At 58.9% G+C, this 23308-nt stretch carries 20 protein-coding genes; all 20 read left to right on the forward strand.

The features are described from left to right. The 20 genes from repA to FIU86_RS20090 all read left to right on the forward strand — a co-directional run bounded on the left by repA (window position 1) and on the right by FIU86_RS20090 (window position 22817). The gene (gene repA, locus FIU86_RS20000; protein WP_152477257.1) at window positions 1–1194 is read left to right on the forward strand and encodes a plasmid partitioning protein RepA; all 1194 of its coding nucleotides are present in this window, start codon (window positions 1–3) and stop codon (window positions 1192–1194) included. Beyond that, on the forward strand, window positions 1178–2107 hold the full coding sequence (gene repB / locus FIU86_RS20005; RefSeq protein ID WP_152477258.1) for a plasmid partitioning protein RepB: 930 nt from the start codon (window positions 1178–1180) through the stop codon (window positions 2105–2107). The genes repA and repB overlap by 17 nt, the downstream gene beginning before the upstream one ends. A gap of 213 nt (window positions 2108–2320) precedes the next feature. Beyond that, window positions 2321–3532, forward strand: a complete 1212-nt coding sequence (gene repC, locus FIU86_RS20010; RefSeq protein ID WP_152477323.1) for a plasmid replication protein RepC — start codon at window positions 2321–2323, stop codon at window positions 3530–3532. 1214 nt (window positions 3533–4746) lie between these two features. Beyond that, entirely contained in the window at window positions 4747–5232 is a 486-nt protein-coding gene (locus FIU86_RS20015; protein WP_152477259.1) for a hypothetical protein, read from the forward strand. A 39-nt stretch (window positions 5233–5271) separates the two neighbouring features. Next, window positions 5272–6210, forward strand: a complete 939-nt coding sequence (locus FIU86_RS20020; protein ID WP_152477260.1) for an ArdC family protein — start codon at window positions 5272–5274, stop codon at window positions 6208–6210. A 69-nt stretch (window positions 6211–6279) separates the two neighbouring features. Next, on the forward strand, window positions 6280–6669 hold the full coding sequence (locus tag FIU86_RS20025) for a DUF3768 domain-containing protein (protein ID WP_152477261.1): 390 nt from the start codon (window positions 6280–6282) through the stop codon (window positions 6667–6669). Window positions 6670–6824: 155 nt separating this feature from the next. Next, window positions 6825–8807, forward strand: coding sequence for a ParB/RepB/Spo0J family partition protein (locus tag FIU86_RS20030; RefSeq protein ID WP_152477262.1), 1983 nt, complete (start codon window positions 6825–6827; stop codon window positions 8805–8807). Between the two features lie 74 nt (window positions 8808–8881). Further along, window positions 8882–9475, forward strand: coding sequence for a regulator (locus tag FIU86_RS20035; RefSeq protein WP_152477263.1), 594 nt, complete (start codon window positions 8882–8884; stop codon window positions 9473–9475). After that, complete coding sequence (locus FIU86_RS20040) at window positions 9475–10140, forward strand: hypothetical protein (RefSeq protein ID WP_152477264.1); 666 nt, start codon at window positions 9475–9477, stop codon at window positions 10138–10140. The genes FIU86_RS20035 and FIU86_RS20040 overlap by 1 nt, the downstream gene beginning before the upstream one ends. A gap of 146 nt (window positions 10141–10286) precedes the next feature. Then, window positions 10287–11099 (forward strand): class I SAM-dependent methyltransferase, encoded by an 813-nt coding sequence (locus FIU86_RS20045; protein ID WP_152477265.1) that lies wholly within the window; start codon window positions 10287–10289, stop codon window positions 11097–11099. Window positions 11100–11395: 296 nt separating this feature from the next. After that, window positions 11396–11848, forward strand: coding sequence for a MarR family winged helix-turn-helix transcriptional regulator (locus FIU86_RS20050; protein ID WP_302848772.1), 453 nt, complete (start codon window positions 11396–11398; stop codon window positions 11846–11848). A gap of 42 nt (window positions 11849–11890) precedes the next feature. Then, entirely contained in the window at window positions 11891–12295 is a 405-nt protein-coding gene (locus tag FIU86_RS20055; protein WP_152477266.1) for a group 1 truncated hemoglobin, read from the forward strand. 565 nt (window positions 12296–12860) lie between these two features. Next, a complete protein-coding gene (locus FIU86_RS20060) occupies window positions 12861–13058 on the forward strand; it encodes a StaA (protein ID WP_254704040.1) in 198 nt (65 codons plus the stop codon). A 102-nt stretch (window positions 13059–13160) separates the two neighbouring features. Further along, window positions 13161–17423, forward strand: a complete 4263-nt coding sequence (locus tag FIU86_RS20065) for a strawberry notch family protein (protein ID WP_152477267.1) — start codon at window positions 13161–13163, stop codon at window positions 17421–17423. Window positions 17424–17439: 16 nt separating this feature from the next. Beyond that, entirely contained in the window at window positions 17440–17742 is a 303-nt protein-coding gene (locus FIU86_RS20070) for a hypothetical protein (protein ID WP_152477268.1), read from the forward strand. Window positions 17743–17867: 125 nt separating this feature from the next. Then, a complete protein-coding gene (locus FIU86_RS20075) occupies window positions 17868–18596 on the forward strand; it encodes a DUF736 family protein (RefSeq protein ID WP_152477269.1) in 729 nt (242 codons plus the stop codon). A 723-nt stretch (window positions 18597–19319) separates the two neighbouring features. Further along, the gene (locus FIU86_RS20080) at window positions 19320–19874 is read left to right on the forward strand and encodes a helix-turn-helix transcriptional regulator (RefSeq protein ID WP_152477270.1); all 555 of its coding nucleotides are present in this window, start codon (window positions 19320–19322) and stop codon (window positions 19872–19874) included. 235 nt (window positions 19875–20109) lie between these two features. Next, a complete protein-coding gene (locus FIU86_RS22645; protein ID WP_172977585.1) occupies window positions 20110–20286 on the forward strand; it encodes a hypothetical protein in 177 nt (58 codons plus the stop codon). A gap of 569 nt (window positions 20287–20855) precedes the next feature. Next, window positions 20856–21866 (forward strand): LysR family transcriptional regulator, encoded by a 1011-nt coding sequence (locus tag FIU86_RS20085; protein WP_368373168.1) that lies wholly within the window; start codon window positions 20856–20858, stop codon window positions 21864–21866. A gap of 123 nt (window positions 21867–21989) precedes the next feature. Further along, a complete protein-coding gene (locus FIU86_RS20090) occupies window positions 21990–22817 on the forward strand; it encodes a YdiY family protein (protein WP_152477271.1) in 828 nt (275 codons plus the stop codon). Window positions 22818–23308: the final 491 nt, after the last annotated feature.

Here is a 23308-nt window from a genome sequence, read left to right on the forward strand (position 1 = left end):
ATGAGCGAAGCAGAACAGGATCTAGATATCGCTATCGGGCACTACGCGGAGCTTCTCGCGTCGAACCTGCATGCTCAGCGCGCTGCACACTTCCCACCAGATGCAAAGAAGGTGATGCGCACTTTGACCAGCGGCGAAGCTGCTGAGCTCCTTGGCGTCGACCATACCTATCTTCGGAAGCTTCATCGAGAAGGAAAGATCGTTGACGTCGAGACGACGGCTGGAAGTCATCGCCGCTATACGCTCGACGATATCTGGGAAATCCGGCAGACGCTTGAAGGAAACGCAAAAAAGTCTGGAACTTATGTGCCTGGACGTCGCGACGGTGACGAGCTTCAAGTCATTTCAGTGGTGAACTTCAAGGGCGGGTCCGGCAAAACGACGACGTCTGCTCACCTCGCTCAGCGCTTGGCGCTCAAGGGGTACAGGGTTCTTGCGATCGATCTCGATCCCCAAGCATCTCTTTCGGCACTTCACGGAATCCAGCCAGAACTCGACCTCATGGAGGGCGGAACCCTCTATGATGCTGTTCGCTATGACGATCCGGTTCCGATCGCCGAAGTGATCCGCAAGACCTACATCCGCGGCCTTGATCTTATCCCGGGCAACCTTGAACTCATGGAGTTCGAGCACGAGACGCCTGCTGCGATCCAGCGAGGCGGAGCGAAGGCGTTCTTCGCGAGAGTTCATGACGCACTCGATAGCGTTGAAGCGAACTACGACGTTGTTGTGATCGACTGTCCGCCGCAGCTTGGTTTCTTGACGATGTCAGCACTTTCCGCGTCCTCGGGTGTCTTCGTGACGGTTCACCCGCAGATGCTTGACCTTATGTCGATGTCCCAATTCCTGCGAATGACTGCGGATCTCCTTGGAGTAATCAGGGATGCAGGCGCAAATCTGCGCTTCGATTGGCTTCGCTTTTTGCCAACGCGATACAAAGTCGGCGACGCGCCACAGACCGAAGTCATTGCCTTCATTCGCGGGCTCTTTGGGAGGTCGGTCCTGACCAATCACATGGTTGAGTCGACCGCAATTTCTGATGCCGGCTTGACCAAGCAAACGCTCTACGAAGCTGACAAGAAGGACTTCACGCGTCAGACGTTTGATCGTGCAATCGAATCTATGAATGCAGTGAACGATGAGATCGCTGAAATCATCCAGAACACATGGGGGCGGAATGGCAAGAAAGCCTAAACTTGGCCTGCCGCTGCAGACCCTTCGCAACGCTCCTGACGCTCTTGAAGGGCGCCGACTGCGTGGCGGTGTATTTGAGATCGATCCGGCGCAGATTGTTACCGAAGAACGGTTGGATGATCGGCTTCAGATTGACGTTGAGGGCCTGAAGAACTCTATTTCCAAGAACGGTCAGCGTGTGCCTGTCTTGGTCCGCCCGCTGGAAGGCGATCGCTACAACCTGATCTACGGCCGAAGACGCCTGGAAGCATGTCGCGAGCTCGGTATCAAAGTTCGAGCCATCGTCACGGAAGTTGAGGGTAATCAAGCGCTTCGAGATCAGCTTCTCGAGAACCAAGAGCGTCGTGATCTGAGCTTTATTGAACGTGCGCTTGTAGCGACGGCGCTTCTAGACGGCGATCATTTGGAAGGGGCTGAGCGCACCAATCGTGGTGTCGCCGAAGTCCTTAACCTCCACGAGGCGGGGGTTTCACAGCTTTTGAGTGTCGTTCGGACGGTCGGCGAGGATCTCATCCAGGCAATTGGTGCAGCTCCTGGGATTGGTCGACCGAGATGGGAAGAGCTCAAAAAGGCTTTGGGTGCCTACGACGGTGATCGAGGCCAACTGCAAACCGTAGCTCATGCAGCCAAGTCCGAAAGTTCCGGCTCGGTCGATGAGGTTTCTGAGCGTGCGTTTCTCGCAGTTCTGGCAGCTGCAAAGAGCGCAGAGAAGAAAGTAAGCCCGTCTAGAAAGGGTGTGCCTGCTTTGGCGATCCCCGGTGTTGGAGCTGCGACGGTCAAGACCGGCCGCCAAGGCAAGCAGCTCAAACTTGATCTAACTACAGATGAACCTGATTTTATTAGCTGGTTGGAGGGCAACGCCCTAAAGCTGATTACCGAGCTTCATGAGCGCTGGAAGCGTTCAGGAGACTGAGGAAGAGCAACCAACAAGAAGGAGGCACGATACAGGCAAAAAGAAAAAGGCCCCGAGAAGCTAGCTTCACGAGACCTTTGTAAGGTTTCGCACCGGGATCAGCCCGCTACAAAATCTCAGTTTTCGCACTTCTGAATGTAGCGTTCTGGCCCCTACCCCGCAAGCGCAAAGCGATTCGCGGGCCCTAGAATTTTTGTCTTCGTGGACATTTTCATGGAGTACACACCAATTTCGCCGTTTATGCGGCCGATTTCGCACGCCCATTTGCGCGTCATTGAGCGACCCGAGGCATCTGTTCCAGCCAGACCCATTAACAAGTGGGAACTCCTGCGCGAGCTCTCCAAGGCGCAAGCGGCCTTTGGGGTCTCGGAACGTGATCTGACGGTTTTGCAGGGACTCCTCAGCTTCTTTCCGGACGATGCGCTTGGCGGGAACGCGGAGATGGTCGTCTTCCCCTCGAATAAGGCGATCTGCGAGCGCCTGAATGGCATGCCGTGCTCAACGATGCGTCGTCACCTCGCGCGTCTCGTCGAGGCTGGTTTGCTCCAGCGGCGTGATAGCCCCAATGGGAAGCGCTACGTCCGCAAGCACGGCGAAGACCGCGTTGCCTTTGGCTTCGATCTTTCCCCGCTCTACTGCCAGTCTGAGGAGATAGCACGGGCTGCAGAGGCCGTACGTGAGGCTGAGGAGCGCGTCCGGCGCCTGAGAGAGGTCGTAAGCCTCATGCGACGCGATCTCGCGGCTCTCGCGGAGTTCGGAGACGAGATGCAGCCAGACCTAGGCTTCTGGGATCAGCTTCGCGACAAGGCCGCCCTCACAGCCCGCGCGCTTCGTCGCAAGCTTTCAATTGAGGATCTCGCGGCTTATCGAGCTGACCTTGAAGCTCTCCTTGACCAGGCACGCAACATCATTGATGGCCCTGAAACAGAAGAAATGAACACCAATGATGCCCAATCTGAGCGTCACCGTCATAATTCAAATAAAGAATCTATAGATCTTGAACCTGCTTTAGAAAAAAGCGGGGCGGCGGCGGGTGCGCCAGATGTGGATACGAATGAGCCGGTGGCTGACGTTGATGAACAGGACACAAGACACCTGCCAAAGATCCCGCTCCACCTAGTGATCGCGGCATGTCCCTCGCTCAAAACCTTCTACCAAGGTGAGGTCCGGCATTGGCATCAGCTTTTCGATGCGGCGTGCCATGTGCGCCCAGCCATGGGCATCAGTGCGTCTGCATGGGAAGAAGCACAGCAGTTCATGGGTCCGGAGCAAGCATCGATCGTCGTTGCCGCCATGCTGGAACGCTTTGCCGACATAAGATCGCCTGGTGGATACTTGCGAGCTCTGACTGCCAAAGCCGCGGCAGGCGAGTTTTCCTGTGGCCCAATGGTCATGGCATTGATTGGCCGGCGGAACGCGGCTTAACAGCTGTTAAACTCCGATCGCGTGCGGCCGACATGGCATAACTTAACAGCTGTTAAGTAGGCTTTCGGCACACAAACGGTTTTCGAGAGAGAGAGAGAGAGAAAAGTTAGGGGGGTGAGGTGTGGCGGATTTTGAGATCGTGAAAGTGGCTGTCGCCTGCGTCGCGGAGAAGATCTGATGACGAGGGCATCCAGATCATCATGATAAAACCTCAGCTGGTGACCATTGCTGCTAGTAGCGCAAATGCGGCTGGCGAAGAACATACAGAGCGTTGCGCTGCAGCCAACCTAGCAGTTGCGCGCCTCCGCGGCCACTGCCCTTTTCGATGTCTGGGATCTGATGATGAATACCCTCAACAATTGGCTCTACGCAATCCGGCGCCTGCTGACGGCGATTTGGGTCCTGGCCTCGGATCTTCGCTTGGCCTTCATTGGTGCTAATGCCTGAGAGGTAGGTTGTGGATGTCTGTTGCATGATATCGTGGCTACGGGCCGTACTGCACAAGGAGCAGACGATCGATGGTGAACAAAACCGTTTGACCAAGGGCTCGATCCTCGAATTCCCTCGCGCGGGGAAGGGGAAGGCGTAACTTCTCAGTCACTTCAATAATGGCGACATGGCGAGCGAGGCCAGCGGCTCCTCAAGCGCAACAGCTGGTTGCCAACGGTCCCGCGTTCCGCTGATTTAGTCGTAGTGGACGACGAGGACATCGCAGAACAGTGGGTGCAACTCAATCTCTTGATTTCATGACACCCGAACTCTTCAAAAGATTGCATTGATGTTGGCTGCGGAATGATCTAATCCATCCGTTGGGTGAAAACGATTTAATAACAATGAGTTATTGTGTTTTTTAGTGTTCGCGATGAGAAATCATGCCCAAAACAGCCATCATCGACATGGTTTCCCTTTCCAGGGTTCCGATCCGCTACATCGGCGGGAAGCCAAAGCATCAGCAGGCTTTACGAAGAAGTTGGCAGTTGCGGGCCGATTGAGCGGTTTGGGCTATCTCGTGAGGAAGAAACCGCCACAGGTCTAGCCGATGGGCCCTGTGGAAGTTCTGATCCCTTTGTACCGGTACAGTTCGGTGGCGGTTGGGTGTTTCATGGGTTTGGTCCACGAAAAGTAAAAGTGTTCTTCGGGTTTTGTGACTGACGGATGAGGGCCTTTGGGGTCCCTCAAATGGGTCCGGGCCGGGTTCCGGTCTGTTTTTCCGTATGAAGGGCATTCCCATGCAAACAGGTGTCTTGCGCGTGTTGCGCGCCACCGCCGCCTCGTGGTGGCGGCATAGAGAGCTGCGCCGAACCGGCGAGACGGAGCTGGCACGGCAGCTCGAGCGGAAAGCCGTTCTCCGCGATCTCGGCTATCTCAGGCAGGCTGCAACGCTGCCGAATGCCCATGTGATCTGCGGAGAGGGCGGCTCGTTCCTCCATCTCGGTTCGACCACCGTGTCGACCTTCGCGCCGATCGAGCGCTTTTCCTTGGCCGCCCTCGCGGTCGCACGAGGAACCCCGTTCATCGATATTCTTCCCGTCACCGATGTCATCGCTTTCGCGACCCTGCCGCGGGTGACGCGGGACGGATCGCTCGACCCTGAGCATTCGGGTGCCGGCAAGTGCGTCTCGCTGACCACCTACATCGACATAGTCGAAAAGCTCGGTGCCAAGATCGCCAACGATCCTCGGCCCCGTCGGACAACCTGATCCCCAAACTTCTTACTAACACACGAAAGGATGCCAACCATGGCCCGATCCCGCACGCCAAAATTCGATGCCTCCGAGGTCATCACCAACGAAATCATCCGCATTATCGAGCGCGGCGTTCTGCCGTGGCGCAAGCCCTGGACCGCAGGCGGCAGCTCTCGCCCCCTGCGCGTCGGCGGTGAGCCCTATCAGGGGGTCAACAACTTCCTGCTGACGATGCGCACCGTGATGGCGGGCCACAGCTCACCCTTCTGGATGACGCTGCCGCAGGCCAATGCCTTGGACGCAAAGATCCGCAAGGGCGAGAAGTCCTCTGTCGTTGTCTACTATGGTCAAAGCCGGAAAGACGCCGACGGCGAGGATGACCACAGCGAAGACAATGCTCGCTCCGAGGAGGCCCGCATCTTCCGCTTCCAGAAATCCTACCGCGTGTTCAATGCCTGCCAGATCGAAGGCCTGCCTGACAGTTTCTACCCCGACCCGGAGCCAGTGCCTGAGCATCCGCCGTCCGAGCCCATCCCGCACATGCAGGCGTTTTTCGACGCCATCGACATCACGACCGTCTTCACAGGAACGGAAGCGTACTATTTGCCGCCTGTAGACAAGGTGTTCATGCCATCCATTTCCAGGTTCGAGAACCCGCGGAATTTCTACGGGGTCTGGGCGCATGAGCTGGCCCATGCCACCAAGGCACGGCACCGGCTGAACCGCAATTACGGCCTCTCGCGCTTCGGCAACACGGCCTATGCCCGCGAAGAGATCGTCGCCGAGCTGACCTCGGTGTTCCTTGGCCAGACGCTCGGCTTCACAGCGCATACGCTCGAGATCAACGCGGCGTATCTCTACAACTGGCTACGGGTTCTGCGCTCTGACAAGAACGCGATCTTCAAGCACGCCGCCGATGCGCAGCGCGCCTGTGATTACCTGATCGCACGGTCGGACGCGGGTAGGGCAGGGGTGGGCGCCCAGGCCGCTTGAGCGATGTGGGACCGCAAAAGTTAAAGCGGGCTTTGGGAAGGGTGTTTCAACTTCTCAAAGGAATGTCCGATGACCATCACCGCACAACGCCAGACAGACTGCCCTGATCCGAGTGTAATCGCGGCGCAAAACGACGCGTTTCGCAAGCTCGCTTGCCTCGGGGTGCCGCCTGCGCAGCCCATACAGGGCCGGATGCATGTGACCCGCTCGCTTATGGAGGCCGGTGACGGCTTCATGGCCGAGGCGGTGAAGGCCACGGGCATGTTCGAGACCTTCGATCCCGAGAACGATCCCGAGGGATGGCATGATTTCGGGGCGGTCGATATCCGGGGCGAGACCGTGTTCTGGAAACTGGATTTGTACGAAGCCGATTCCGACTTCCGCTACGGGGCTGAGGCCCCGGACAATCCCGCCACCACCATGCGCGTGCTGACCATCATGCTGACGCGCGACTGGTAGGGCAGGGGACACCCCCTCCCGACACCCCTGGCGATGAAGGCCCACTGACCCCTCAAAGGGAGAGTGGGCCTTTTGTCGTCGTGATCCCCGGTTCCGGGGATTGGCCGTGCGGAGGATCGCGCGGACCGCATTCCAGCCATCGAGAAGGAAATCCCATGACCGCAAGTTTCAAACCCGTCTCCGTCGCCATCGGCGATCTGACAGCTCACCTCGCCAATGTGCGCAGCAACTCGCCGGAAACCTATGACCCCGAGAACATCGCCCATCTGAAGGCCAGTATCGCCGTTTTGGGTCTCCTGCAGCCGCTCTTGGTCCAGAAGCTCGACGGCAAGTACGCAGTGCTGGCCGGTGGCCGACGTCATGCCGCGCTGAAGGAGCTGGTCGCTGACAAGGCTGCCAAGGGTTTCACCGCGAAAACCAAGGTAGACTGCCGCCTCGTGCCGGACGACTGCGACGAAACCACGGCTCTGTCTCTCGCCGAGAACATCACGCAAGCCCCGATGAATGCCATCGACGAGTTCGAGGCTTTCGCCCGGATGATGGAAGTCGACGGCCAGACGCCCGAGACCATCGCAAGAACCTTCGGTACCACGGTCGCTGCCGTGAAGGGGCGTCTGCGCTATGGCCTGATCCACCCCGATATCCGCGCCGCGGCCCGGGCCAAGGTGATCACGCTCGACACGATGAAGGCTTTTGCGGAGCATCCGAGCCAGGAGGTGCAGCGCGAAGTCTTCGAGGCGCTCACCAAGGAAGACAGCTACCTGCAGGCCTATACGGTCCGCCAGGCGCTCAAGTCCCGCGGCGTGCAGGTCAGCGACGATATCGGGGCCTTGGTGCGTGAGGACTATGAGGCCCGCGGCGGAGCGATCGCGGCCGATCTGCTGGAAGAGCATTCGGTGCTGGAAGACGCCGCGCTGGTCGAGACCATCCTGCTCGAGAAGCTCGGGGCTGCTGCCGAGGAGGCCCGTGCAAAACTCGGCTTTTCCTGGGCCGATGCGGTGGTGCGCTATGATTACGCGGCGATGGCCGACTACGGCCGCGTCTATCCCGGCCCGATCGAGCCGGATGAAGCCGCCCAGAAGCACATTGATGAGATCACCGCCGAGCTCGACAAGCTTCAGCGCGAGATGGAGGATGAGGAGCTCGAGGACGACGCTTACAATGCCCTCTACGACCGCGTGGACGCTCTGGAAGAGGAAGCGCGCGACCTGCAGGAGGCGTATAGTGCCGAGGACCTTGCGCGCGCGGGCGTGATCGCCTCGTGGTCGAGTGGTCAGGTGACGCTCCATGTGGGTCTTGTGCGTCCAGAAGACACCTCAAAAGAGAAGGGCGCGTGCGGTGCCTCGAGTAGCCCGACGGGGGAAGAAGCCCCCGACCCGTGCGAGATCAGCTACCCGGCTTCACTGGCCGAGGACCTCAAGGCCGAGCGGGCGATGGCTCTCGGGGCCGCGATGGCGCTGCATCCGGAAGCCACGCTCGATCTGACGCTCTTCAAGCTGGTGAGCGATGTTCTGTGCAGCGGCTTGAGCGTCACGCAGGCGATCAAGATCGATGCCCGCACGGAATATCGCAGCCACGCCAAGATGGACGAGATCGACGCAACCTCGCTCGAGCAGGTGGCGGCGGCGCATGATGCGCTCGATCTGTCCTGGCTCGATGACGCGCGTTCGCCTGCCGATCAGTTCGCGGCGTTCCGCGCGCTGGAGGCAGGCAAGAAGGCCAAGCTCGTGGCCTATGCCACGGCCAGCACGACGCAGTCCTGCTTCGCCCGGGACCGCCAGCGTGACAGCCTGATGCATGACTTCGAGAACGAGATCATGCCCGATATCCGCGCCCATTGGACGCCAAACGCGGCGCTCTTCAACCGCTTCAAGAAGGCCTGGCTCCTGAAGATCCTCGGCGAGGATCTGGGTCTGGCCCAGGAGGCGGTGACGCTGGCCTCGTCGAGCAAGAAGGAGATCGTCGCCTTCTGCGACAAGCTCTTTGCTGAGCCCTTCGCCACACTCACGGACGCGCAGCGCGCTGCCGTGGCCGCCTGGTGCCCGCCGATGATGCAGACGGCCGGTGTCGCCTGTGATGAGGCGGAGCCAACCGCGGAATCTCCGGAGCCTGACAGCGAGGTCGCGCAAGCGGCCTGAGCCCTCAAGCGACCCGCGCAAGCCCTTCTGCCTGCGCGGGTCGACCCTCCCACACTCAACGGAAAGACATCCCCATGGCTATTCTCAAGTTCTCTACCTTCGCAGTTGTGGCGCAGATCGCCCATGCGCGCGCCTGCAAGACCTTCCTGCCCAACTGGAACGGACCCGTGGACAGGCCCGCCCTGATCCTGATCGTCGGCAATGGCGTGCATCTGCGCTCGAACGAGATCGACGGCACGACCACCCGCATCGTCACCACCGAACAGGCCGATCCTTCCTTTGCTTTTGCCGATGGCATCAACCCGTTTCGCGACACCGACTGGATGGCGCAGCGCCGCATGGCGTTCCTCGATCTGACCGGCCAGTTCTACACCGACATTCTCGACGATGTGCAGGTGCTCATCGACCGGGGGCAGGGGGCGATCCGGCTCGCCACTGATGGCCATAGCATCCGCGTCTTCGTGCGCCGGGCGTCGGATTATCTCATCGGCGGGACCTACGATGTGCCCTCGGGCCTTGGCGGCACCTTCCGGGTCATCCTCAAGGATGCCTGCGATACCTTCGCGATCGTGCAGAACTGCGGCAATTGCGAGGATTTCGACGCCATGCAGCCTTACCGCGTGCCGCTCGATGCCCTGATGGAACTCGATGACCGGAGGGCGGCATAATGGGCTGGCTGTTCTACACGGATCGCCGCGTCCAGACCTATGCGGATGAGAAAGCGGAAATCGCCCGGCTCTGCACCTTTGAGAGCGACATGCGCAAAACCGAACTGATCAAGGCCTGCAAGGTCGGCTCAACCTGGTATGCGGCGGCAAGGATTACCAATCGCGACGGCACCCCTTTCGAGGACGCGACCTATGTCACCGATCCTGACGGCTCGATCACCTTCGGGGCAGTCTTCCTCACCCGATACGACGATCGGTGTTGGGGCTACAAGGACATGGAGGAAAGCGCTGGCCCGAACGAGTCTCGCGCGCCACTAAGCCTGTTGGCCCTGCTGTCCGAGCTGAAAGACCCGGACAGCTACGCGCATGCTTGGCGCCAGCGTTGTCACGACTGGGACGCGATCCCAGACTACGAGGAAGGCGACAAGATCAAGCTCGCATCACCAGTGACACTCACAGATGGCAGCTCATGCCAGATCGTCACTGCGACCCACTACAGGCGCGGGCGGCAAAAACGACGGTGCTACCGTGTCGAGAAAACCGGTGGGTTCGTGCGACTTTCGAAATCCTCGCTTGCCGGCTCGGAGCTGCTCGGCTCCGCAAAGGGCGAGGCCAGTCGTGTGCTGGCTGAGTTTCTGGCGGGGCAGCGGGGTAGTAGTAACTGACTGATGTCCGACTAAAGCGGACCTACATCGTCCGTCGTTTCAAAGGCAACTATGCGGACCAAGCAGACGCTGAACGCCGCCGATGTCGAGACTTCTTGGCTCGTATCTGGTACGGTGCGAATAGGCACTCAGAGGTATGCGTTACAATGTCCAACATCGACTCCGACTTCTCTGGGTCCATCCCTGAGATATACAACAGCCACCTAGTCCCGATATTGTTCGAAGGCTTTGCCGAAGATCTGGCCGAGCGGGTGGCGCGAACTGATCCACGTGACGTACTGGAGGTAGCGGCAGGAAGCGGAGCAGTAACGAGGGCGCTCGCACCGCGTTTGGGCGACCAGTCCCGCTATGTAGTGACCGACCTCAACCCAGGCATGCTTGAACGCGCCCGACAGCATCACGAGGACAATAGGCTCGAGTGGCTGGAGGCGAACGCGATGTCGCTGCCCTTTGAAGACGACAGCTTCGATGTCGTCCTATGCCAGTTCGGCGTGATGTTTTTTCCAGATCGTATCAAGGGTTTTTCCGAGGCCCGACGGGTTCTCAGGTCAGGCGGCCGTTTCATCTTCAACAGCTGGGGGCCTCTCGAAGAAAACGATTTCTCTCATGTCGCCGTTGAAACGCTGATCAAGTTGTACCCCGAAGACCCTCCTCTTTTCCTCGCCAGAACACCGTTCGGATATTCCGAAAAGTCTCAAGTTCAGGCTGATCTTGCGGCGGCTGGTTTCGAGGATGTTCAAATCGAAAATATGAAACTGAAGAGCCGCGCTGATACAGCCGACGATTTCGCGTTCGGTCAATCCTGTGGTTCACCTCTTCGTCTTGAAATCGAGGCACGTGGCGAGCCACCCCTTCAAGAAGTTCGAACGGCTATCGCGGAAGCTTTGGTGGCACGATTTGGGCGTGGTCAGATCACCGGACGGATGATGGCGCTCGTGGCGCAAGCCAAGGCACCCTGAAGGCGGTTCAGGCCTTCGATAACGTCCGCTTAGGGCTCGATTCAGACCTTCGCCGCGTGGTGAATAAATGTCGGCTTTGCGGGACAAAGTGAGCTTTCGCTGCAGTTTCGCGAGTGGCTGCTTTGTCGAAATCACACAAGGGAAACTCCGAAAAGGGAAACACACCAAAGCGATATCCAAATTGCAAATCGCGTTCTCTGAAGACGGTCAGAAAGTAGTCAGGAACGATTTGACACGCGTTCGAAGTTGACTTTTTGCTTCATGCGTGAAATAAGCATGTCTGAAATAATATCGGTATGATGATGCATTCACGGCAACTTCGGCTCGATGATCAACTCTGCTTTGCGCTCTATGCTGCGACCAATGCGGTCACCCGGGCGTATCGTCCTTTTCTGAACAATTTGAACCTTACCTACCCGCAATACCTGGTGATGTTGGTTCTCTGGCAGGATGGACCTTCATCGCACGGGCAAATCGCCAACAGGCTGAAACTCTCACAAAATGCGATAACGCCGCTCGTTGATCGGCTGGTAGCACAGGGCTTTGCTGAGCGAACGCGTAAAGAGTCTGACCGCCGCGTCGTCACAGTTCAAGCCACGCAAGAAGGTCTTGATCTGGAGGGCTCCGTGTCTCTCGCGCAGCAATCGGTGGAATGCCAGACCGGCTTTCACCCCGACGCGCTGGCTCAGATACGAGACGAATTGATCGCCCTCGCGGATAGGATGGAACAGGAGAACGCCAAAACCTGACCCGCGATATTTCCAGCAACAAAGCCAGAAAGGGAGGAAAACATGGCTCAACAATCACTCTATGAGCGCCTGGGAGGCGCCTACGCAATCGCAGGAGCAGTCGATTTGCTGGTCGACCGACTTCACGAGAACGAGACGCTGAACCTGAACAAGGGCGTGAAGGATTTCCATGCCCCAAGCTTTAAACCCGGTTACAAGTTCATGGTCACGGCATGGTCGATCGAGATGGCCGGTGGCCCGTCCTGTTATCCCGGCAAGGACATGTTCGAAGCGCATAAGCATCTTGGCCTGACCAACTACGATTTCGATGTGACAGCCCACGAAATCCGCAACACACTCTATACCTGCGGTGTTCCCCGGGCGGAGATCGAAGAGTTCATGGCCATAATCGAAAGCTATCGGGACAAAGTCGTTGATCCAGACGCGACGGAACCGAAGGCCGCCTGATAGAAGACGCAATCTAAATCGCAGGAGCGGGCGGCCAGATGCGTTGCCCGTTCCATTACGAGCCTTGGTTCATGGAAATCTCCGCAGGTGCGGCTGGCCCACTTGATAGCCTGAGGCGATGAGGGCTGGGCGCGTCGGTGCAGTGATATTCATATCCCACGCCCGTCCATCAAACCGCTACGAGATGCTATACTTCTGAAACAATTTTCCCCAGAACACTTTGTCTACCTTTGAAACAGACATTCAAGCAAACTGCAGCATCTGCGATTCTGGGCTCAGAGTGAGGTTTCGCTGCGCTTTCAATGAACGGCGGCTTTAAGCTTAACGTAGGATTCTGCCCGATCCGGCATTCGATTCCCAAGTTGCCCGACTTGATATGATCACAATGGCGTTCCCGTTTACGAAGCGACGCTGAGTGATTTAGCATCGACCGATAGTACAGACGGAGAATGCGCAATGAACTCAACCGGTAAGGAAGGGCCACACCTCGGCACCGATGAGCAAGGCGCGTCTCGGATGAAACGGAAGCCTTCCCAATTTGCGATGCGTGTTGCAAACATGCCGGATGAACTCGGAAAGCTTCTGGAAATGGGCCTCGAAGAGCATGGCCGTGGCTGCTGAGGCGAATGCGTATGACGCGTGGTTTCGCGCGCAGGTGCAAGCCGCGCTTGAGGATGCACGCGCCGGAATATCTGAGGTTCAAGTAATGCAGGCCGCTCAGGCTTTGATTGATGCGAAACGCGAGGGCCAATCCAAGTCCTGACCAAGTCTTGGAGGTCAGTGCGGTCCGACCCCGTCACCCTGAAAAGCGAAAGCGGGCTTTTTGTCCTTTGGAACTCAGACCCTGAACCAAAGGAAAATCCCAATGTCAAAGCCCAAACCGGCGAACCCGGCTCTCTCAATCTCCGACGCTGATCTCGCCTCTGCGCTGGCGCAAATCGGCGCGGAGATTGTCGACCAACCCCTACGCAACTCAGTGCTTGCGCGCATCATGCGCGAGACCTTTCATGGCAGCGATGCTGGCGGCGCGTGGGACTGGCGGAAGGCCTATGACCTGATGCAGGCGGCGGCGGTCCAGGTGCTGCTGCGTGAGGCCTGCGCGGCAGGTGACATCGCCGCTGCAAAGCTGCTTGCCTCGCGCCTCCTGACGGAAACCCGCCGCTCCGAGCAGCAGATCCGGTTGCAGCAGTTTTCCACGCCGCTGCCATTTGCGGCAATGGCCGTGCGGGCGGCAGCGATCCGCAAGGGCGAGACTGTGCTGGAGCCCTCGGCGGGCCCCGGAGCCTTGGCTGCTTTCGCCGCCCGGGCCGGTGCCAAGCTTTTGCTCAACGAGATCGACCCCTTTCGCAAGAGCCTCCTGCGCGTGGTCTTCGGCGGCGAGGTGACGGGCCATGACGGCGAGCATATCGACGATCTGCTGCAGACACCGGTCCTGCCCGATGTCGTGGTGATGAACCCGCCTTTCGCCTCCTCGGTCGACCGCTCACGCGACAAGCACATCGCCGCCAAACATCTCATTGCGGCTGCAAAGCGTCTCGCGCATGGCGGGCGGCTGGTGGCGATCATGCCGCCGGGGTTCACATCTGAGCGGGATGCCGCGCATTGGTCCCGCGCCTGCGGTCTCCTGACGCCGCGCTTGGCCCTCACGATTCCGGGACAGGTTTACCGCAAGCTCGGCACCTCTGTGGAAACCCAGCTGATGGTCTTCGACAAGGTGCAGGAGGACGGCGAGATGATCCGCGCCAGCGTCAGGGACTTGGATGAAGCCCTTCCTTTTGTCGACGCCGTGGCCGCAAACCGGCCTGAGACGCGCCCCGCCCGCCGGGCGGCGACAAACCCTCATGCGCGATCGGTCGGTCCAGTACTTGTCGCGCGCAAGCGCCCAGTTGCCAAAGTCGCCGCCTCCAAACCCCGCGCCAATGCTGCCATCCCGCTAAGCTTCACAAGTCTTGAGGCTCCGCGCGACAACACGCCCGTTTCGGATATTTATGCGCGCTACCGCCCGCAGCGGATCGAGATCGCGGGCGCGCAGGAACATCCAACGCCACTCGTCGAAAGCATCGCCATGGCCTCTGTCGCACCGCCGGTGCCCTCAGGCACGGCCAGTGCGGAATTGCGCCTGCCTGCCAGGTTGATCAAGGAGGGACATCTCTCCGAGGCGCAACTCGAGACCATCATCATGGCGCATGATGCCCATGGTCGTGACCGGCCGGGGCGGTTCACGATCGATGACGACCAGACAAAGCTGACGCGCGCCGATGATGACCCAGACGCACGTGCCTATCGCCTTGGCTATTTCCTCGGGGATGGCACCGGCTGCGGCAAGGGCCGCGAATGTGCCGGGCTCATCCTCGTGAACTGGCTGGCCGGTCGCAGAAAAGCGATCTGGGTCTCCAAATCCGCCACGCTCATCGAGGACGCGATCCGCGACTGGACCGATCTCGGCGGCTCGCCCGCCGACATTCAGCCGCTCTCCAAATGGAAACCGGATCAGCCCATCCCGATGGGCGATGGTATCCTCTTCGTCACCTATGCCACGCTGCGGTCCGCGGGCAAATGCGGCACCACGCGGCTGCGCCAGATCCTCGACTGGATGGGCGAAGATTTCGACGGCGTCCTCGCTTTTGATGAGGCCCATGCCATGCAGAACGCGGCAGGGTCCGAGCAGGGCAGGGGGGTCAAACCCTCGCAGCAGGGTCTTGCGGGCCTGCGGCTGCAACTGGCCGCACCGCGTGCTCGCGTTTTCTACATCTCGGCCACGGGCGCCACGAGCGTGCACAACCTAGCCTATGCCGCGCGTCTCGGTCTCTGGGGGCAGGGTCCCGAATACCCCTTCCCGAGCCGCGAGAGTTTCGTCTCGGCGATGGAGGCGGGTGGTGTCGCCGCCATGGAGGTGGTCGCACGCGATCTCAAGACGCTCGGTCTCTACACGGCCCGTGCTCTCAGCTTCGATGGCGTGGAATATGATGTGCTCGAACACGCGCTGACCCCGGCTCAGATCGAGATCTACGACGCCTATGCAGGTGCGTTTCGGACGATCCACCACAATCTGGAAGCCGCACTGACTGCGACTGGCGTCAATGACGCCTCGGGGGAGACCAATGCCTCGGCCGCCCGCGCCTCTGCCAAGTCCCGCTTCGAGAGCACGAAACAGCGCTTCTTCAACCATCTCCTGATGGGCATGAAAGCCCCGACCATCATCCGTGCCATCGAGGATGACCTCGCGGCGGGCAATGCTTGCGTCATCCAGGTGGTCTCGACAGGTGAGAGCCTGCTGAAACGCCGGCTTGAAACGATGGACCCCGACGACGAGCTCGTCGAGGGTGCCTTGACGCCGCGCGACTATGTTCTGGGCTACCTCGAACAGGCCTTCCCGATCCACGCGCAAAAGCTGGTCGAGATCGACGGCAATATGATGGCCGAGCCGCTCAGGGACGAGACCGGCGCACTCGTTGTCTCGCGCGAGGCGCTCGCCCTACGAGATGCGGCCATGATGGAGTTGATGACGCTGGCCCCGATCCCGTCGGCGCTCGACCAGATCCTCTGGGCCTTTGGCGACGAGGCCGTGGCCGAAGTGACCGGAAGGTCGATCCGACCTCTGAAGGCGGACGATGGCCACCTCTTCATCGAGAAACGCTCGGCCAGCAGCAATTCCTCCGAGACCCAAGCTTTCATGGACGGCGAGAAGGATGTCCTGATCTTTTCTGACGCGGGCGGCACGGGCCGATCTTATCATGCGGCGCAGACGGCGAAGAACCAGAAACGTCGCCGGCACTATCTTCTGGAGCCCGGCTGGCGCGCCGATGCGGCCATCCAGGGGCTGGGCCGCACGCATCGATCGGCCCAGGTGAGCGCGCCCTTCTTCCGGGTCTGCACCTCCGATGTGCATGGCGAGAAGCGCTTCACCTCGACGATAGCCAAACGCCTCGACCAGCTGGGGGCCCTAACCAAGGGCCAACGCGAGACCGGCTCGCAAGGCATGTTCCGGGAGGAGGACAATCTCGAAAGCCCGATCGCACGGGCCGCACTGCGTGGCTATTTCGCCGATCTTGCCGCCGGGCGCGCCGAGGCGATGAGCTACGAGAGTTTCACCGATTGGACAGCTTTGCGGCTGATCGACAAGGACGGGGTGCTGCTCGAAGAGCTGCCCCCGATCCAGCGGTTTCTCAACCGGGTGCTGGCGCTGCCCATCCACATGCAGAACGCGCTTTTTGCCGAGTTCATGCGCCGGATCGCCGATCAGACGGAACGGGCGCGCGCGGCGGGCACGCTCGATCTCGGCGTCGAAACCCTGCGCGGCGAAAGGATCGAACAGGTCTCCACTGAGGATCTCTGGACCTGCCCGAAATCCGGTGCGGTCACGCGGATCATTGGGCTCGAGGTCACCGATCCGGTTCATGTGCTGTCGGCTGATGACGCCCTCGCGCGCAATCCGGACAAGCTGCCCATGGTCAATCGCGCCTCCGGTCGCGCGGCGCTCATCTCGGCGCGCCCGATGCAGATGTATGACGAGGATATCGTCACCCTCATGCGCAAGGCAGTGCGGCCAAAAGGGTCGAGCTATCTGGAGGAAACGCGGTTCGTGTCCTCGGCCTGGGAAGAGATCGGCAAGCCCGAGTTCGCACGGCTTTGGGATGCCGAGGCTGCGTCCCTGCCGAAAACCACCACGACCAAGCTCTACCTGCTGACCGGGCTGCTGTTGCCGATCTGGAAGGACATTCCGACCACGAATGAACGCATCTACCGGGTCACGCCCGACGGGGCGACGGCCATGATCGGGCGCACGTTGAGCGAAGAAGGGGCGGCCGCGCTCCGCGCCCGCTTCCTCGTCTCCAACCCGCAAACACCGCAGGAGATGATGACCGCCGCCCTTGGCACCACCGCGCCGGTCGATCTGGGCCGGGGTCTCACGCTGACCCGTCGCCGGGTTGCAGGCGAGATGCGCCTCGAGCTCTCTGGTGCGGATCGGGGCATGATCGACGGCCTCAAGGCTCTCGGCTGCTTCACCGAAATCATCGCATTCCAGCTGCGGGTGTTCCTACCGCATGGGGAGGGTGTCGATACGGGAAGCATTCTGGCCCGGATCGTGGGGCAGCTGCCAGACGCCGCTCCATTGGCAGCAGAATAGGGAAGGGGGGGAAGTCATGACTCTCGATGACATCAAGGCGGCCGTCGATGCCGGGCAGACCGTGCATTGGGCCAATGCCGGCTACATTGTCCACAAGGACCGGCTCGGCCAGTACCTTATCACCTATGCCCCGAACGGCAGCTGCATCGGCCTGACCGACCGGAGCGGGCACCGGTTGAACGGAAAGGAAGCGGAGTTCTTCATCGCGCAATCGGAGGACGGCGCGGAAAATCCGGGCAGCCAATCAAAATCAGACTGGCAGGGGAGGGGCGTAGCACACGATGGGGAGGTGGCACATCCAATAAGCCCTCAGCGATGAGCTGCTGGCAGGGCAGAAAGGGAAAGCAAGCTTTCGGTTTTGTGATCCCACGAGGGGTCGAAAAAGCAATCCCGGATGCGCTGACAAGGACGTCAGGCACCGGCCAATCTGAAAGGAACCATCCCATGTTCGCAGGAACCCTCACCCGCAATGTCGAGACCGCAGCCGCCGAGTACACCGGCATGATTCATTCGACGCGCTTTGACATCGCCATCCAGCTTGAAAACCGCCCGAAGATGTCCGAACGCAGTCCGGACTACGACGTTACGGCAGTCAACAAGTCGGGCCGCAAGGTGCGTATCGGCACGGCCTGGAACGAGACTGGTAATACCAGCGGCAATCCCTACATCTCGATGCAGATCGATGTCGGCCTCGGCCCGTTCCGCGTCAACGCGGTGCAGACGAAAGAGGCGCGCACGGCCCAGAGCGGCGAATTCGAGATCATCCCGCTGGTCTCGAACGGTCTCATGAAATCCGGGTCGATCTCGGGCGAGCTCACCGCCATGGACGCCGACAACGCCTTCACCGGCTACATCGCCAACATGATGTTCGATCTGGAGTTCATGCTGATCGAGAACAGCTACAAATCCGAGCAGACCCACCCCGATTACCGGATCGAGGTCAGCTCGCCACGGGGCACGCCGATCCGCGTGGGCTCGGCCTGGATGGCCAAAAGCAGCCGGACCGGCAACGACTACCTGTCGCTGCTGATCAACACGCCCGATGGTGATCTGCGCGTCAACGCTGTCCAGAACGAGGAGCAGCGCGGCGGCAAGACGTTTTCGATCATCCCGTTCATCGACAGCGGTGAAGCGCCGCAGAACGCAGATGCCGGGCTGATCCTGGTCGCCTGACTATCCATAGCAAGAGTCCTAAATATCCGAGCAAATTGGGGAGCCGCAAGTTCGCGGCTTCCCTTTTGATGTGGTGGATCGGTGAAAAGCACACACTCTGATCCGGCTTATGGCGTCATAGCCTGATACGTTTTGCTGGTCGGACTTTGCCCTAGTCGGCGCAAAGTAAGAGGTGCCAGCACGAAGTGTCGCAAACTCAAACGATTAAACCGGCATTTTCCCAAGGCTTGCTCAAAGGTTTTTCATATTTACCACCCAACTCGGTATTCTGTATGTTCGCCTAGATTTTGTATTCTCTTTGTGTTGAAGAACGGAGAAGGTGCTTTGAAACATTCTGTGCCTAAGCGGCGGAACCCCTTTGCTATGCAACGGGAGGCTTTGGACGGCGGTTGGCGGAACATAGAAAACGTCCCGCTGAAAGGTGAGGGAGAATTCCTGGCTTTGACGATGTCCGGCTTAGTTCGCCTTGCTCGAAACCGACGCGACATACTCCGGATCCGACGGGCCGACAGCTATGGTCCGGCACGCGTGACTGTCAATTCTGTCGAGACGGGGAACTATCTGGGTGCGATCGCCTGGAAATGGCCAGACTGAGTGTCCGTGATTTCAAGGATTTCAAGCCCTCCCGAAAATGTTTCATGATGGTGAAACAATCTTCCTATTGTCGCCGCATTACTGAGTTAGTGAATTAAGCACTGTCGGTAGACATGGAGCATTTTTGAGATGTCGCGCATTTGGATATTCGGCCTCGTTCTCGTCACGGTGATCGCGGCGTTGAAGACGCTGATCGTTGTCGAGTTGACCTACGCGCAGGCCACGCCGGGAATGGGCATCCTTTCCGGACTGTTTGCGCTGTTCTTCGCATTGACCGCCATTGTGGCCTATGTCGCCTGCACGCAGCTAAACCGCCACGTGGTGCAGCGTCGCCGTGAAAAGCTGGCGCCAGGAGTCAGCGAGCCCATCGCAAAGGAAACCGTGATCCTGCGCCATGCATCGGATTGGGGTCTGTCGCAGGCAGAAGCGGACGTGGCTATTTTCGTGGCCAAGGGATTTTCCAACAGCGAGATCGCCGAAATGCGCGGCAGCGCCATCACAACGGTGAAGTCGCAGCTGGGCCGTATCTACCAAAAATCCGGGCTTGATACGCGTTACCAACTGATCGCCTTCGTCACCGACGAGGTGGTATCAATGGCCAAGGAAGCCGATCGTCCCGATGCCAAGGTAGAGACAAAGGTTGTGCTGCCGCTGACCGGGCGCCGCAAGCAAACAGCGGCCTGATCCCTGGTCATCGGATTGAAGCCTCCGAGTTTCTTTCGGACGCGTCGGTTCTGAAACCCGTGCGGAGCTTGGTTTACACCAAACATTCTGTATCGCGACACCCGCCGCCACAAAAGCGAAGCACTATCTTTGATAAAGCCAGCTCTGGCGCACGTTCAATTACACGCAGTTTCTGGGATCCGTTCACTGCACCAACGCGATTGCAGGACAGCGCGTTGCTGCTAACGTGACCTTCATGGAACGCCGTATACTCGAAACGAAGGTTGTTCATCCTGAGCAGGGTGAAATCACCCTGTTCGAGGTCGTTGACATCGTCGGGGGTGTCGAAGTCTACCCCGACGAACGACCTCTATTTACAACGAGGGAAATGGCTCAGGCCTGGATTGATCAGAAAGTAGAAAAAGGACGCTGACGCGGTCTCTATCTAGTGGGATGCAGGACGGACACCGCGCCTGCGTCCATCACTCATACGCCACGGTTCGAAGATGCCAGAACAGCCAAGCAAACACAAGCAGAAGGCGATATAGCTAACATATGCAGGCGGCTGCATGGCCACTCACCATCCAGCCGCCCGGCCCCAGGCTGGAAGGTAGCAGGGGCAAGTTTTTCGCCGACCCGTCCCTTTTGGGCGAGCGAGCCGACGGTGGCAGGGATAAAATACCACACGAGAGACCGCGGGGAGCGGACGCCCGCTCGAATACTCTGCACTCAAGTTGCCTGCAGGTGCAATGCGAGACTTTGCATAACAAGAATGCTATGTCGGCCAGTATCGGCAGTTCGAAGGGTGTGTCGTTGCAGCGTAGACGCCGGTCTGAGCCGCAGATCTAAGGACCCTCCAATGAGCCGAGGCGTTCGGAACGATGCTGCAAGCTTGTCGTGCGGCACAACCTCAGCCCATGCTCCAACAAAATCAAAGATTTCCAACTGCGGATTACGCTATTAACTCGGTGGTTTCGCAGCAACTCGGTTCGACAGCCCTCGATGGCAGCTTTCCCGAAGCATATTCAAATTGATTTTGAGGCAAGGGTTTCTCATGTTCGACCGATGGATATCGCCCTTATCAAAACGTTCCTGGAGGTTGCTGCGACGGGATCTTTCGTTCAGGCATCGGACCGCCTCTTTGTAACCCAGTCTGCCGTTTCGCTCAGGGTGCAGCGATTGGAGGAAAGCTTGGGTCGGCCTCTGTTCACCCGCTCGAAAGCAGGCGCTGAACTCACGCCCGCCGGTCGCGAGTTCGAGAGCTACGCGCTCATTCTGATCAAGATTTGGGAAGAAGCGCGTCAGCAAATTGCCATTCCGGAAGGGTTTCGGAAAAGCCTGACCATTGGGGCACAATACTCGCTCTGGCCCCGGTTGGGGTTCCGGTGGATCGATCAACTGCGCACAGCCATGCCGGATCTGAGCATCAGGGCAGAACTTGGCATGCCGGACCGGCTGACGCGCTTTCTCATAGAGGGCGTTGTGCAGGCCGTACTCGTCTATTCTCCGCAGATTCGCCCCGGTCTCATCGCAACCAAAATGATGGATGAAGACCTGGTGCTCGTGGCGTCCTGGAAAGACCCCCAATTGAATGATCTGAAAGGTCGCTATGCATTCACCGATTGGGGTCCTGAATTTGTCCAAGCCCACGCGATTGCGTTGCCAGAACTGACAAACCCAGGGCTGACATTTTCCCTCGGTGCCCTGACCGCCGAGTACATTCGGTCCCGAAACTACGCGGCTTACCTGCCCGCGCGTTACATTAAGCGCTTTCTCGATTCTGGCGAGTTGCACCTTGTGCCGGACGCACCGCGCTTTCCGTTTCCGGCCTGGGTCGTCTGGCGCGAAGACGTTGACCCGGAAGTTGCAGAAATATCACGTTCCGCGCTTGCCGCAGTCGTCGCCAACACGGATGCCGATCAATCCCGAGTCATCCGGCAACTGCAAGAAATCAGTGAGAATCAAGACATTGGAGTGCTAGGCGAGGCTGAGATCCTCAAGCATAATAAATAGTCGTTTTATACGTTAATAAAATGAATTTTACTCTACGATGACCAATTTCTAATTTCTATCCCAGCAGAGATGCTCCCGTTCTGAATGAACCGAACGGGTCACCTTTTGGGAAAGGAAAGACCCATGAATAATGTAAGCAAACTGGCCTCGATGTCGGCTCTGGCCCTCGTCCTGGCGGCACCTGCCTTCGCACAAAGCGGCATTGTCGGTATCGAAGACCTGGATGATCGCATCGAAGACATCGAAGACGATGTGCAAGACGACCTCGCCGAAGGCGATGACGCGAGCCGCTACGGCACGAACCAGTTCGCACAAGGCTGGAGCGGTAGCTTCGCACTTGGATTCTCGGCGACCTCTGGCAACACCGACACTGCCGACCTCGATGTCGCCGGTCGTCTACGGTATGGCAGCGGCCCGTGGAACCACTCGTTCGGCTTTGCCGTGGAATGGGCAGAAGACAACAATGTCACCAACAAGGAAGAGGTTTTCGCGACCTATGAAGCGAACCGCTACCTGACGGACAGCTTCTACATCTTCGGCCTCGGCTCTGCGAACTACGACAACTTCGACACGCTGAAGTGGGACGCCTTCCTCGGTGCTGGCCCCGGCTTCCGTGTGATCAACCAGGAGAACATGACCTGGCGTTTGCAGGGTGGACCTGGCTATCGCTACACCGAAGACCAGTTCGGCAATGATGATCACGAAGTCGCCGGTATCGCCTCGTCGCGCTACTTCTACAAGTTCACCGACACGGTTTCGTTGACCAACGATACGGACGTGCTTTTCTCGGAAGAGAACACCCTTATCACCAACGACTTTGGTGTGAACTTCAAGGTGACCAACAAACTGTCCACCCGGATTTCCTATCGCACCGAGTGGGACAGCGATCCGGCACCTGGCTTCGACGACTTCGACAACAAGTTCGGCGCGTCGCTCGTCTACGGCTTCTAAAACTGCTTGTTATCCCTCAAGCAAATGGATGGGGGGCGGAGAAATCTGTCCCCCTTTTCTTTTTCAGGCGCAATGAATTGAGTTACGAAAAATGCCCGATTGGAAAAGGCCTTCGGAAAGTGACTGTGGGTATGTAGAGGTTCTGGCTACGCACCATACCGGTGACGTTTATGGACATCGCTTGGTTGGAGCGACTGCAGGGCCTCAGGTTTTGATTGCAGCATTCTGCCCTTCAGCGGAGCAAGTGTTTCAACGCATTCTTTCCATTCCAACGCTGCCTTGGATGCGCGGCACTCTTTTGCTCGTTCGCTTGGACCTCCTGGATGACCTGACCGAGGACCTGTCATCCTATTCAGGCTGCGGAAAGATAGATCATACGGTCGTTCTGCCGTGGTGCGAAGTCCGTGAAATTGATGAAGCGCACATTCGGCGGTGCTATTATACGACCCTTCGAACGTGCGCCGACTTAGGCATGATCTCGGGTCGTGGAG

Source organism: Roseovarius sp. THAF9, assembly GCF_009363715.1.
GTDB lineage: Bacteria > Pseudomonadota > Alphaproteobacteria > Rhodobacterales > Rhodobacteraceae > Roseovarius.